General features: G+C 72.9%; 10 protein-coding genes and 1 pseudogene. 4 read left to right on the forward strand and 7 right to left on the reverse strand.

Annotated features, from left to right (window positions below; genetic code table 11):
* Positions 1 to 617: 617 nt before the first annotated feature.
* The 3 genes from AB0I89_RS15570 to AB0I89_RS15580 all read right to left on the reverse strand — a co-directional run bounded on the left by AB0I89_RS15570 (position 618) and on the right by AB0I89_RS15580 (position 3,921).
* Entirely contained in the window at positions 618 to 1,781 is a 1,164-nt protein-coding gene (locus tag AB0I89_RS15570) for a Cys-Gln thioester bond-forming surface protein (RefSeq protein WP_357126271.1), read from the reverse strand.
* Positions 1,782 to 1,972: 191 nt separating this feature from the next.
* Complete coding sequence (locus tag AB0I89_RS15575) at positions 1,973 to 2,653, reverse strand: response regulator transcription factor (RefSeq protein ID WP_357126583.1); 681 nt, start codon at positions 2,651 to 2,653, stop codon at positions 1,973 to 1,975.
* A 2-nt stretch (positions 2,654 to 2,655) separates the two neighbouring features.
* Positions 2,656 to 3,921, reverse strand: coding sequence for a PspC domain-containing protein (locus AB0I89_RS15580; RefSeq protein WP_357126274.1), 1,266 nt, complete (start codon positions 3,919 to 3,921; stop codon positions 2,656 to 2,658).
* A gap of 160 nt (positions 3,922 to 4,081) precedes the next feature.
* Between AB0I89_RS15580 and AB0I89_RS15585 the strand changes: the two genes are divergently transcribed.
* The 3 genes and pseudogenes from AB0I89_RS15585 (at position 4,082) to AB0I89_RS15595 (ending at position 8,120) form a co-directional block, all read left to right on the forward strand.
* A complete protein-coding gene (locus AB0I89_RS15585; RefSeq protein ID WP_357126277.1) occupies positions 4,082 to 5,950 on the forward strand; it encodes a PspC domain-containing protein in 1,869 nt (622 codons plus the stop codon).
* Positions 5,947 to 6,141 (forward strand): annotated as a pseudogene (locus tag AB0I89_RS15590) (hypothetical protein); the annotation flags it as partial. The gene AB0I89_RS15585 and the pseudogene AB0I89_RS15590, both read left to right, overlap by 4 nt.
* Positions 6,142 to 6,866: 725 nt before the next feature.
* Positions 6,867 to 8,120 carry a phosphatidylserine decarboxylase gene (locus tag AB0I89_RS15595; protein ID WP_357126280.1) on the forward strand — a complete coding sequence of 418 codons (1,254 nt, stop codon included), beginning with the start codon at positions 6,867 to 6,869 and terminating at the stop codon, positions 8,118 to 8,120.
* Between the two features lie 51 nt (positions 8,121 to 8,171).
* Here the strand turns inward: AB0I89_RS15595 and AB0I89_RS15600 are convergent, their stop codons facing one another.
* From AB0I89_RS15600 to AB0I89_RS15610, 3 genes are all read right to left on the reverse strand, one after another.
* Positions 8,172 to 9,104, reverse strand: coding sequence for a CDP-alcohol phosphatidyltransferase family protein (locus tag AB0I89_RS15600; protein ID WP_357126586.1), 933 nt, complete (start codon positions 9,102 to 9,104; stop codon positions 8,172 to 8,174).
* 347 nt (positions 9,105 to 9,451) lie between these two features.
* Positions 9,452 to 10,339 carry an NUDIX domain-containing protein gene (locus AB0I89_RS15605; RefSeq protein ID WP_357126589.1) on the reverse strand — a complete coding sequence of 296 codons (888 nt, stop codon included), beginning with the start codon at positions 10,337 to 10,339 and terminating at the stop codon, positions 9,452 to 9,454.
* Positions 10,340 to 10,476: 137 nt separating this feature from the next.
* Positions 10,477 to 11,427, reverse strand: coding sequence for an NUDIX hydrolase (locus tag AB0I89_RS15610; protein ID WP_357126283.1), 951 nt, complete (start codon positions 11,425 to 11,427; stop codon positions 10,477 to 10,479).
* A gap of 144 nt (positions 11,428 to 11,571) precedes the next feature.
* Here AB0I89_RS15610 and AB0I89_RS15615 point away from each other — a divergent pair, with 144 nt between their 5' ends.
* Positions 11,572 to 11,910 carry a PspC domain-containing protein gene (locus AB0I89_RS15615; protein ID WP_357126286.1) on the forward strand — a complete coding sequence of 113 codons (339 nt, stop codon included), beginning with the start codon at positions 11,572 to 11,574 and terminating at the stop codon, positions 11,908 to 11,910.
* Between the two features lie 7 nt (positions 11,911 to 11,917).
* Here AB0I89_RS15615 and guaA read toward each other — a convergent pair whose 3' ends face one another.
* A complete protein-coding gene (gene guaA / locus AB0I89_RS15620) occupies positions 11,918 to 13,474 on the reverse strand; it encodes a glutamine-hydrolyzing GMP synthase (protein ID WP_357126288.1) in 1,557 nt (518 codons plus the stop codon).
* Positions 13,475 to 13,496 lie beyond the last annotated feature (22 nt).

Below are 13,496 nucleotides of genomic sequence, written 5' to 3' on the forward strand. Positions count from 1 at the left end.
CGTGGGTTTCACGCACGTTTGGGGGTGACACCGCCCGGCTACCTCGGGGCGGAGGTCGCCGGGACCACAGGGAAGTTTGGAGACACCCCTGATGTTCCGATCCGCCGGGCTCCCCACCCGACGGGGCACGACGCTACGCAGGCGTCGCGACCACGAACCCGCCGGGAAGCAGCGGAGATCATGGTCGTGGGCCGTACGGAGTGCCACACACCGAGGGTGAGGTGCTGCCACTGTGACACCCACCGGCCTCTTCCGTGAAGGTGCCGTTATCAAGCCGTTAGTTGCCCGCCACGTAGCCGATACTTGAAAAATGATCATAAAACGGTCGGTGTGTAGCTCCCCGGCTTCAACGCTCCGACCTGCCAGGAGACCCGTGCGGCGCTCAGATCCCGGTCTTTGTGAGTCACCCCGCACCCGGGGCCGTCGATCGGTGACCGCTCGCGCACTCAGTGTTCTTTACCCGTCCGGATGATGTCCTCGTCCGCTACACGGGCACCAGCACCAACTGGGTGGACGAGGGCGCCGCGGACGGACTTCTGCACACCACCTACGGCCGAGATGACATCGGCCCCGGCACCGCTCGCGCGGTTCCGGGGCCGATGGTGCGGCGAAATGGATCAGGCGGTGAAGCGGACCTTACGGCGACGCACCACCAGGACGGCCACCGCGCCCGCGGCGAGCAGCAGCAGACCCGCGGTCGCCGCCGCCGCGATCGGCGAACCGGTCAGCGGCAGGCCGCCACCGTTGCTCGCCGGCGAGGTGGACGGGGCCGGGCTGGCCGGCTGCGCCGAGTCCGACGGCGTGGCCGACGGGGTGGTCGGCGACGGCGACGCGCTCGGGGTCGCCGACGGGGTGGCCGGCGGCGTCGTGGGGACGGCCGTGAAGGTGGCCGCCGCCTGGGCGGTGACCGTCGCGCCGGTGCTGCCACCGAGGATCAGCTTCTGCGCCTTCTTGGGGCCGGTGAACAGGAACACCCGGCCGAAGGAGACCGAGTCCTGCGCGGTCAGGGTCACGTTGACCGTGCCGGCGGCCTCGGCGGCGAGCCAGAACTGCCCGCCGTTGGTGGTCGTGGTGACCGGCTTGCCCTCGGCGTCGACGGCGGTGCCGCCGGTGGCCGCGACGGTGATGGCGCCCGCCGGGCCCTTCACCGTGAACGGACCGGCCTTGCCGCCGACCGTCGCGGTGGCGCTGGCCGGGTCGACGGACAGCTCGGCACGCGGCTCCGGCTGGTCGGTGGCGTTCTTGACGAGGTAGTCACGAACCTTCGTGATCACCTCGTACTGGTTGCGCGGCTGCAGGTCCTTCTCCCAGGCGCCCAGCTCGATGCCGTCGCTGAAGTGCCAGATGGCGGTCTGGGTGCCGAAGTAGAGCAGGTTGTCGAGCTGCTTCTTGCCGATCTTGGTCTCCACGCCGGCGGCGGCGAGGAGCTTGGTCGAGTCGGCGTTCGGGTAACCGTGGGTGAGCACCCACTGCACCTTGCCGAGGTTCTTCACCTGGGACTCGTCCCAGGTGCCCTCCTCGTACTTGCCGTCGAGCTTCACGCTGGTGCGGTAGTCGATGCAGAAAGCCGGCACCAGCTTGCCGTCGATCTTCAGGGCGAGCGCGGACGTGGTGCGCGTCTTGCCGTCGAGCTTGAGGGTGACCTCGCTGCCGTCGACTGCCTTGGCCACACCGGTGGCCGGAGCGGCTGCGGCGACGCCTGCCACGCCGAACGCCAGGGCGCTGCCGGCGACAGCGGCCAGGGCGACCCGCGCCCAGCGTTGTCCTCGTTGTCCGAACATCAGAAGTGGTACCTCTCCCCCAGGGGTGACCCGCGATCCGCGGGTACGCGCGTGAGCCGTCGTTTCCACGGGATGCGACACCCACGCGCGGAAACGGGACCGGGGCAGTATGGAACCACGGTTGATCTTTTGTCAGCCCCGCCCGGCGGCATCCGTGGCATGTGTCCGAATTGCCGGGGCGGAGGAATTAATCACACGAGCCGGCGGTCCGCCGCCCAGCGGGAAAGCTCGTACCGGTTGGACATCTGGAGCTTGCGCAGCACGTTCGACACGTGCGTCTCCACCGTCTTGATGGAGATGAACAACTCCTTGGCGATCTCCTTGTACGCGTACCCCCGGGCGAGCAGGCGCAGCACCTCCCGCTCACGGTTGGTGAGCTGGTCCAGCTCCGGGTCGGCGACCGGCGCGTCCGGCCGGGCCGCGAACGCGTCCAGCACGAACCCGGCCAGCCGAGGGCTGAACACGGCGTCACCGTCGGCCACCCGGCGGATCGCGGCGGCCAACTCGTCCGGCGAGATGGTCTTGGTGACGTACCCCCGCGCGCCGGCCCGGATCAGCCCGATCACGTCCTCGGCCGCGTCGGAGACACTCAGGGCCAGGAACTTGACCTGCGGGTGACTGCGCCGCATCGCCTCCAGCACCGCGCGGCCGCCACCGTCGGGCATGTGCACGTCGAGCAGCACCACGTCGGGCACCGTGACGGCGATCCGGGCCACCGCCTCGGCCACCGTGCTCGCCTCGCCCACCACCTCGACGTGGGCGCCCAGCTCGGCACGTACCCCGGCGCGGAACATCGCGTGGTCGTCCACCAGGAAGACCCGCAGGCGTTCCGGGCGGCTCTGAACCGGGTGCTCCGTCGGCTGCTCGGCCATGGTCATTTGTTCCTCTCCGCCGCGGACGAGTCCCGGGAGATCGGCAGGATCAACCGGACCTCAGTCCCCTCCCCCGGGCCGGACCGGATCTCGGCCCGTCCGCCGTGCCGCTTCATCCGTCCGATGATCGAACCGCGTACGCCGTGCCGGTGGTCCTCCACCGTATCCGGATCGAAGCCCTTGCCCCGGTCCCGGACGAAGACACTTACCTGTTCCGGTTCCACCTCGGCGTAGAGCGACACGGTCTGCACGCCGGCGTGCCGTGCCGCGTTCACCAGCGCCTCCCGGGCGGCGGCGACCAGCGCGCCGACCTTCTCGTCGGTCTCGCGGTCACCCACCACCACCGCCTCCACGGTGATCGCGAACGTGTCCTCGACCTCGGCGGCAGCCTGCTCCAGGGCGGCCGCGAAGCGCTCGTTCGGCGAGGCCGTGGGCTTGTAGAGCCAGTTGCGCAGCGAGCGTTCCTGCCCCCGCGCCAACCGCTGCACCGTCTTGACGTCGCCCGCGTTGCGCTGGATCAGCGCCAGGGTGTGCAGCACCTGGTCGTGCACCATCGCGGCCAGCTCGGCCCGCTCCTGCTCCCGGATGCGACCCTCACGCTCCGCGCGGAGCTGGTTGTACGTCCGCCAGAGCACCGGCGCGGCGACCACGCCGACCCCGGCCAACCCGACCAGCGCGAAGATCACCCCGTTGATCACCGCGTCGAAGTTCTGTGCCGGCGAGTAGACCGCCGCGACACCGATGATGCCGACCGCGACCAGTACCCCGCCGCCGATGAACCGGAGCACGAAGGCCCGCCGGTCGCTCTCCTCGACGACCGCCCCGAGCCACGGGACCGGCATCGTCTCGCCCCAGCGCCGCCGCCGCTCGGGCGCCGACTGGTGCCAGATCACGCCCGCGCCGACCGCGATGATGGCGACCAGCCACCCGGCGGTGCCCGCCGCGCCGACCGAGTCGAAGACCATCACCTGGATCAACAGGACGCCGAGCCCGATCGCGACGAACGGCAGGAGCTGGGCCACGTCCCGCCGGGGCGGCACGGCGGTGTCACCGGGCCGCAGCGGCACCACCGCCCAGAACGCCGCGTACAGCAGCAGGCCGAGCCCACTGAGCCCGAGCAGCACCATGAACGCGACGCGCACGCGTAGCACCGAGATGCCGAGGTGGTCGGCGATACCGGCGGCCACGCCGGCGGCCATCCGATGCTCGGGGGCCCGGTACAGGCGCGGAGGCGGGGTCACGGTGCTGATCACAGGCTCCCTGGTCACGGTGGTGGGGCTTGGTGCGGGTCGGTGAGTTCGATCGTCACACGCTGCGGCGTCCCACGACCACGGGGACGCCCCCGACATTCCGGCCTCGGAGATCTCAGGGTGGTGTCAGGGTCGGGTCCTGAGGTCGTTCGGGCGAGGTGGGCCGCAGGATCGAGGCATGACCGAGGAAGCTGCCCCGCCGCCCCGCCCCGGGCCGGCACAGTCGGGCGGTTCAGTACCGCCCGCACCGCCCACGACACCCGCCGGCTGGGCCGAGCCGACCACGTTCGGCCCACCCGCCACACCGCCGACCGACGCCCAGCACGAGCCGCCGGGCGCCGGCTACGCCCCGGGTGCCGGCTACGCGCCGGGTGCCGGCTACGCGGCCGGCACGGGCTACGGGCCCGGCGGGGGTACGACCGGCACGGGCTACGGGCAGCCCGGCGGTGGCGCGGGTACGCCTGGGGGGCCCGGCGCGGCCGGACCGTCCGGGGGCCCGCTGGGCGGCACCGGCTTCACCTCGCGGTACGGGCTGGTCCGGCCCCGCGACGGCCGATACCTCGCCGGGGTCTGCGCGGCGATCGGACGGGCCACCAACACCGACCCGGTGCTGTGGCGGGTGCTCCTCGCCGTGCTCGGGTTCTTCGGCGGCATTGGCATCCTGGTGTACGTCGCCGCCTGGCTGATCATCCCCAACGAGGGCGACACGGCCTCTCCGGTGGAGTCCATGCTGGGGCGGGGCCGTTCCAGCATGTCCCCGGTAACCGTGATCATCCTGGGCATCCTGGTGGCCGCGAGCTTCGGCTACATCGTCACCGATGCCTTCCGCGCGGTCCTGCTCGGCGCGGCCATCCTGATCGGCGGCGCGTTGCTCCTCAACCGGGACAACCGTGGGCCACAGCCCTCGGGTGGACCGGTGCCGCCCGCCCCGGCGGGCACGCCACCCGGGCCGGTTCCGCCGGTCGCCTGGCCCGCTCCCGCGTACGGCACGGTGCCGCCCGGCGGTCCGCTGGCGACCGCGCCGCTGGCGGGTGACACCCTGCCGTACGCCACCGCGCCGCAGAGCGCGTACCCGCCTGTCCAGGGTGGTCAGCCGCCCGCGACGGCGCAGCCGCCCCTCGGCGCGCAGCCGGCATCCCCGGCGACGATGGTGTCCGGGGCAGGTCCGGTGTCCGCGCAGCCGGCCGCCGCGACGGCCACGTCGCAGGGCACCGGTTGGCCGGCCGCCTCTCCCGGTTGGCCGGGCGGCGACTCGCCCACCAGCGGCTGGCCGTCGGCGCCGGTGACCGCCGTACCCGCCGCCGGCCCGTCCACCCTCCCCGGGGCGACGACGCCGGGCGGATACCGCCCTCCGTTCGCTCCACACGGCCCGTACGCGGCACCGGCGCCGGTCGCGTACCCCCCGCCCAAGCCACCGAAGCCACCGAAGCGGCCCCGGGAGCGTTCGCCGCTCGGTCCGGTGACCTTCTCGCTGATCTTCCTGGCGCTCGGCGTGGTCGCCCTGCTCGACCTGTTGGACGTCTTCGACGTCGGCGCCTCGGCGTACTTCGCGGCCGCGTTGGCCACCATCGGACTGGGACTGCTCGTCGGCACCTGGTTCGGCCGGGCGCGCTGGTTGATCGCGCTGGGGCTGGTGACGGCCGCCGCGTTGGGCACGGCGACCGTCGCCGAGTCCTACGACCGGATCCGGGGCGTGGACGGCGCGGTCACCTGGGCGCCCACCGACTACCGCGACCTCGCCGACCGGTACGAGAACAGTTTCGGTGACGCCGTCCTCGACCTGCGCGGCATCGACTTCACGAAGCAGGACACCCAGGTGACCGTGGCGATCAACTTCGGTCAGGCGACCGTGGTCGTACCGCCCAACGTGGACGTCACCACGGTGGCCGACGTCAACGCCGGCGACGCCACCGTCTTCGGCAACCGATCCGGCGGAATCGACGGCCGGCTGCGGGAGTCCACCGACCTGGGCGCGGACGGCCCCGGCGGCGGGAAGCTGCGGCTGTACATCCACGTCAATGCCGGCAACCTGGAGGTGACCCGGTGAAGGCTCACCGTACGGACCTGCTCTCGTTCGCCTTCGGGCTGGTGTTCCTGGCGCTGTCGGCCTGGTGGCTGCTCGCCCAACTGCTCGGGCTCGCGCTGCCGCCGGTCGGCTGGTTCCTGGCCGGCGCGCTGATCCTGATCGGAGTCTTCGGTCTGGTCGGCGCGCTGCGCTCCGGCCGGTCCGGCCGCCCGGAGCCGATCGAGACCACCGGACCGGGTGCGACGGCCTCCGCTGCGACGGGCGCGGGCGCGCCCGCGCCCGTCGCAGCCGAGCAGGGCACACCGCGGACCGCCTCGTTCGAGCCGACCGGGTACGAGCCGCCCGCGCCGACCATGTTCGAGTCCATGCCCGACCCTGCGCCCACGGCGGAGCTACGCACGCCGGAGCCACCCACGGCCGAACTGCGCACACCGGAGCCGCCCACGGCCGAGCTGAGCACGGCGGAGCCGCCCACGGCCGAGCTGAGCACGGCGGACGCGGCGACGGCCGGCATGGTCCATCCCGCCTGGCTGGCGCACGCCCCGGCCGAGCCGGAGACCTCGCCGGCCACGGCGCAGGCCGCCGAGCCGACCCGGGTCGACCACCCGCTCACCCCGGTCGGCGAGACCCGGGCGGCCGATCCGTCGGCCGAAAAGTCGGCCGATACGTCGGCCGAGACGTCGGCCGGCGACAAGGATCCGGCGGCCAGCGACGGCCCCGCCACCGGCGACGATCCGGCGGGCGCTGACGAGCGGGCGGGGCGGCGAGAGGATTCCTGACCCCGGCGGTCGCCCCGGGCCGGAGGGCTCGCCGCTGCGGCCGGGGCGGACAGGCGCATATGCTGGCCGGTGGAGATCTCGCCTCCGCCGGCCGGCCCGTCCCGCCATGGCGCCCCCGCCGCGATTCCCGTCTCTACCCCGTCAGGAGCCCGCCCGTCATGACGCAGTCCCCCGCCGTGCGTACCACCGGCCGGTCCGGTCCGGTCCGCATCGGCGAGCGAGCCGCCCGTACGCTCGTCTCCGAGCTGGCCCGGATGAACGACCCGAAGGTCGCCCTGCTGGTCGGCGTGAGCCCGGAGTCCGCGGTGCTGGCCGCGGCGATCGAGGCGCTGCTCCCCGGCGACCGGCTCACCGTGGTGCCCGCCGAGTCGTCCACCGCCGCCGCGCTCCGTGAGCACGTCACCGCCCAGGGCCGGTGGGTCGCCGACCGGGTACACGTGGTCGACGCGCTCTCCGACGCCGAGCCCGCGGCGGTGGTCGTCGCCGGTGAGGCGTTCGTCGGCACCGCCGAGGAGGCCCGTCACGACATCCAGGGGTTGTCGAAGTACCTCGCCGACGGCGCGGTGCTGACCGTCGCCACCACCGCGACGCCGGGCCGGACCACCGGCGCGGCCGGCGAGCTGGGCCGCCAGGACGCCCTGTACGGCGTCGGCAGCGACCTGGTGCTGCGCAACTCGCCGCCGATACGGGTCCACCGACTGCGGTTCACGCCGGCCAGTCCGGCGGCGGCCGACCGGCTGGCCCCGGCGTACCGGCCGTCCAGCGTGCCGCTGACCAGGGGCATGCACATCGACTCCAACGGGGTGGCGGCGGCGGGCATCACGCTGGGTCTGGCGGCGCTGGCCCGGGTGGCGCGTCCGTCGTCCAAGCTGTGGCTGCTGCCGGCGCTGGCGGCCGGCCCGGTCGCCGCGTTCTTCCGGGATCCGCAGCGGGACGTGCCGGAGGACCCGAACGCCGTGGTCGCCAGCGCGGACGGCAAGGTCCTGTCGGTGCAGCGGCTGCACGACGAGCGGTTCGGTGACGGCGAGTGGCTGCGCGTCGCGGTCTTCCTGTCCGTGCTGGACGTGCACGTCAACCGGGCCCCGGTCGCCGGCAAGGTGGTGGACTACTTCGTCGCCGACGGTGGTTTCGTCAACGCGATGAAGCCGGACGCCGAGCACAACGTCGCCGCGTACACGGTGCTGGACACCAGCCGTGGCACGGTGGTGGTCGCGCAGCGGACCGGTCTGATCGCCCGCCGCATCGTGCAGCGCGCGCCGATCGGCGCGCTGCTGGCCAAGGGCGAGCGGTTCGGGCTCATCCGGTTCGGCTCGCGGACCGACGTCTACCTGCCGGCCGACGCCGCGGAACCGCTGGTGGGGCCGGGCGACAAGGTCGTCGGCGGCGCCACGGTGATCGCCCGCTGGCGCTGAGACGAAGAACGGGGCGCCGCTGTCCGCGGCGCCCCGTTCTCGTACGTCGGGTCAGGCGGTACGACGCTGGCGCAGCCAGAGCACCGGCCCGCTGATCAGGTAACCGACCACGATCAGGGCGAACGTGAGCCGGATGTCGACGAGCGCGCCGAGCACCGGGGCGAGCCAGAGCCACGGCGGCAGCTTCACCAGGCGCGCGAGCTTGGCGTACGGGAAGCTGGACACCATCGCGAAGGCGAGCAGCGCCACGCCGGCCACGAGCACGAAGCCGGGCACCGGCAGACCGATCGCCACGGTCACGGCGAGCACGGCGGCGGCCATGGTGGTGGGGACACCGCAGAAGAAGCGGCCGTCCTTCGGTGAGACGTTGAAGCGGGCCAGCCGGATCGCCGCGCACGCCGCGACCAGCGCACAGGCGACCGCAGCCGCGGCCGTCGACACGGAGCCGGCGAGCGACGCGTAGACCACCACCGGCGCGGCGAGGCCGAACGAGCACATGTCGGCGAGCGAGTCCATCTGAGCGCCGAACGGGCTGGCGACGCCGAGCCGACGCGCCAACGCACCGTCCAGGCCGTCGAAGATGACGCAGGCGATCAGGCAGAGGGCGGCGATGCGCACCTCGCCCTGCATGGCCAGGAAGATCGCCAGCATGCCGAGCATCAGGCTGGCCAGGGTGCAGGCGTTGACCAGGGCGAACTTCATCCGGCGGGCCATCGTGCGCTCGCCGGGGAGCAGGGGGATCGACCCGGCGGTGGCCTCGTCGGTGTGCGCCATCGGCAGCGCCGGGCTGACCGGCATGACCGCTTCGATGCCGGCGCGGCTGACGCCGGCAGGCCGGCTGAGCCGGTCCAGGCCGTAGCGACGGCGCTGGCGGTCGGCGTACCGGTGCTCGGGCAGTGTCAGGTCGGTGGTCCGCAGGTCACCGTCACGGCGGCCCACCCGGACCAGCAACACCTGGCGGGCGAACGTGCTGCTGCGGCGCAACTGGCCCGCCCAGCGACGCCCTGCGGGGCGCGGACTGTCAGTCGTACGACGCCGGCGCCAAAGGGCTCTCGGCACGTTTCCTCCATCACCGGATCGGCTTGCCGCCCTCGGGGGGCGGGTGTCCGGCTGTCTCGTGCCGGACCTTACGTGGCCCGGCAGCCGTTTTGGCGGAGTACACCATCGCACAGGGGAACGGGGCTTGGCGATAGCTGCCGGCGGTACTCATCTGGTACAAACCACGCGAACCGCTTGTTATTCCCCATCCCGGGCTTCATCGCCCGTTTCCTCCACCATTCCCGCCTCTGACTCTACCGGAGGGTAGCCAACTCGGCTCGCTGAGCCGAGTGCTATGCGGCCAGCTGTCCGATTGCCGAGGCAGCGATGCCGGTCAGCGGCAGCTCAGCGGTCTGCGCGACGGTGAACCAGCCCGCCCGCGCGGTCGAGCCACCGGCGGACTCGGTCACCACGGCGTCGGTGGGGGCGTCCACCAGCACCCGGTAGACCACCCGGACGCCGTGCCAGTCCAACGGACGACCCTCCGGGCCGAGCGCGGCCGGGTTGTGCAGGTTGTCCACGCCGAGCAGCTCCACCACGCGGCCCACCTGACCGCCCTCCTCCACCAGTTCCCGGAGCAGCCCGGTGGTCGGCTGCTCACCGTGATCGGTGCCGCCGCCGGGTAGGTGCCACTTGCCGGCACCGGGGTAGCCGTCGGCGATCTGGGTCAGCAGGATCCGCCCCGCCGGGTCGGTGACCAGCCCGTACGCCCCGAAGCGCAGCCGGCGATCCGGATGCGACGGCGCGGGCGGCTCGGCGGACGGGTACGCGTCGACCGGAAGCGTAACGGCGGGCAGGCCGAGCAGTTCGGCGCTGAACGGCGTCAACGGCAGCTCGGCCACGGCCCCGGGGTCGACCCAACGGGTCTCCACGCCACCGCCGGTGACCTCCGGCACACCGTCAGGTACGGCGAGGTCGAACAGCAAGCGGTCGGTGTGCACCGACGTACCGCCACCCGCGTCGGCGTTCACGTCCGCGACGACGGCCCGCAACCGACCCACCGACGCGCTCGAACCGGTCTGCTCGGTGAACGCGCGCACCACGGCCCGCTCCGGGTGCTCCGCGTGCGCGACAAGCCCTCCCGGCAGCGACCAGGCCCGCGCCCCGCTATCCCGGACAACCAGAAACCGCCCCAGATCCCCCAACAGACCATAGGAACCAACCCGCCGCACCGACTCCACCCCGCCCACGCCCCTACCCCCGTCCCCAGCAGCACCCGGTGATCATGAAGTTATCGCCGTCCATCTCGGCGTGTCCTGACAATAACTTCATGATCACCGCGAGGCCGGTGGGCGGGGGCCAGGGTGGGGGTGGGGGGTCAGGTTAGTTGGGCTGCTTGGACTGCCTCGGCTGTCACCTCGGTCAGACGGTCGGTGGGCAGGGCGCCCAACTCCTCGCGGGCGAACCAACGGGCCTCGCAGGTGGAGCCGCCGACGTCGCCGATGATCAGCGGGTTGGGCTGGTCGACCACCACGCGGTAGAAGGCGCGTACGCCGTGCCAGTCGATCGGATAACCCTCCGGACCGAGCGAGGCGGCGTCGCGGTGGCTCGCCACACCGAGCAGCTCGACGAGGCGGCCGGCCTGGCCGGTCTCCTCGACCAGCTCCCGGATGAGCGCCGCGCCGGGCTGCTCGCCGTAGTCGGTGCCGCCGCCGGGCAGGTGCCAGCAGCCGGCGCCCGGGTAGCCGTCGGAGATGCGGGTGAGCAGCACCCGCCCGGCCGGGTCGGTGCACACCGCGTACGCGGCGAAGCGCTGCGCCCGGTGCAGCCCGTCCGGGCCGGGGACCGCGTAGAAGGAGGGGAACTCGGGGGCCTCCTCGGGCACCACGTCGGCCGAGGAGGCGGGGAGGCCGAGAGTGCGGGCGGTGAAGGAGCGCAGCGGCAACTGACGCGCCTCGTCAAGCGTGTACCACCGGGCCAGGTCGGTGGGACGCTCGCCGGCCCGGTCGGCCAGCGTGCCGCCGCGCACCGCCACCCGGTAGATCAGGCGATCGGTGTGGATGGTGATGCCGCGCTCGGGCAACGCCCGCATGTCGGCGAGCACGTCGGCCAGGCCGGAGACGGCGACCGAGAGGCCCGTCTCGGCGGCGGTCTCGCGGACCACCGTGTGATGGGGGTCCTCGCCGTGGTCGACCGCCCCTCCGGGCAGCGACCAGGTGCCGGGGGTGCCGGAGCGCTCCGATGCGCGGACCAGCAACACTCGGCCGTCTGAATCAGCACAAACTGCGTATGCCGCGATCCTGCGGAGCGGCTCCAGCATGGTGGTCACGGGTCCAAATTCTCCCCGGGCCGCGTTACCGGAACGGAAAAGAGTCGGATTCCTGACTTCTCGCTTCCCGCTCAGGGATCGATCAGGGTAGGGATCCGGGCGGTCACCGAGGGCAGGCCGGGCGTCGACGAGGACCGTGGAGGCATGACACCTACCGCCGCTCCCCAGGCCCCGTACAAGCAGCTCCGGCGACCCACCACCGACCGCATGGTGGCGGGGGTCGCCAGTGGCCTCGGCCGCTACTTCGACGTCGACCCCACCCTGATCCGCGTGGCCTTCGCGGTCACCGGCCTGCTCACCGGCGGGGTCGCGCTGCTCGCGTACCCGATCATGTGGTTCCTGATGCCCGAGGAGCCCACCGGCGCGCCCGCCTGGCCGCACCCGGCGGGCGTCGCGCCGACCGCCGGGTCCGCGCCGGGCGGTCCACCGCCGGGGTACGCCCCGACGCCGCCCTACCCGCCGACGACCCCGCCGGCCGCGTGAGGCCCGCTCACTCCCACTCGATGGTGCCCGGCGGCTTGCTGGTCACGTCCAGCACCACGCGGTTGACCTCGGCGACCTCGTTGGTGATCCGGGTGGAGATCCGGGCGACGACCTCGTAGGGCAGCCGGGACCAGTCGGCGGTCATCGCGTCCTCGCTGGAGACCGGGCGCAGCACCACGGGATGCCCGTAGCTGCGCCCGTCACCCTGCACCCCGACGCTGCGCACGTCGGCGAGCAGCACCACGGGGAACTGCCAGACGCCCCGGTCCAGGCCGGCGGCGGTCAGCTCCGCACGGGCGATCAGGTCGGCCTGACGCAGCAGGTCGAGGCGCTCCCGGTCGACGGCGCCGATGATCCGGATGGCCAGACCGGGGCCGGGGAACGGGTGCCGCCAGACCATCGCCTCGGGCAGGCCGAGCTGGAGGCCGAGCGCCCGGACCTCGTCCTTGAAGAGCGTGCGCAGCGGCTCGACGAGCGCGAACTTCAGGTCCTCCGGCAGGCCGCCGACGTTGTGGTGACTCTTGATGTTGGCGGTGCCGGTGCCGCCGCCGGACTCGACCACGTCCGGGTAGAGGGTGCCCTGGACGAGGAACTCCACGTCACCGTGCGAGGCGATCTCCCGGGCGGCGGCCTCGAAGACCCGGATGAACTCCCGGCCGATGATCTTGCGCTTCTGCTCGGGGTCGGTCACCCCGGCCAGCGCGCCGAGGAACCTCTCCGCCGCGTCGACCACCTTCAGCTTGATGCCGGTGGCGGCGACGTAGTCCTTCTCGACCTGCTCGGCCTCACCGGCGCGCAGCAGGCCGTGGTCGACGAAGACGCAGGTGAGCTGGTCACCGACCGCCCGGTGCACCAGCGCGGCGGCGACCGCCGAGTCCACCCCGCCGGAGAGGCCGCAGATGACCTCCTTGTCGCCGACCTGCGCCCGAATGCGGGCGACCTGCTCGTCGATGATGTTCTCGGGCGTCCAGGTCGGCTCGATGCCGGCGATGTCGTACAGGAAGCGGGTCAGCATCTCCTGGCCGTGCGCCGTGTGCCCGACCTCCGGGTGGAACTGCACGCCGGCCCGGCGGCCGACGATGTCCTCGAAGGCCGCCACGGGCGCGCCCGCCGACTCGGCCGTCACCGTGAAGCCCTCGGGGGCCTCCGTGACGCAGTCGCCGTGGCTCATCCAGACCGGCAGATCAGCCGGCAGGTCACGCAGCAGCACACCCGGCTCGGTGAGGCGGGGACGCAGCGGGGTACCGCCGTACTCCCGGCTGCCCGTGTGCGCGACGGTGCCCCCGAGCGCCTGGGCCATCGCCTGGAAGCCGTAGCAGATGCCGAAGACCGGCACGTCGGCCGTGAACAGGCCGGCGTCGATCTGCGGGGCGTCCGGCGCGTACACGCTGGCCGGACCGCCGGAGAGGATGATCGCGGCCGGGTTCTTCGCCAGCATCTCGGCGACCGGCATGGAGTGCGGCACGATCTCGGAGTAGACCTTCGCCTCGCGGACCCGGCGCGCGATGAGCTGGGCGTACTGGGCTCCGAAGTCCACCACGAGGACGGGGCGAGGCAGGCTCATGTGCAGAAAGCCTACCGACAGT

It is taken from the genome of Micromonospora sp. NPDC049801 (assembly GCF_040656575.1).
Taxonomy (GTDB): domain Bacteria; phylum Actinomycetota; class Actinomycetes; order Mycobacteriales; family Micromonosporaceae; genus Micromonospora.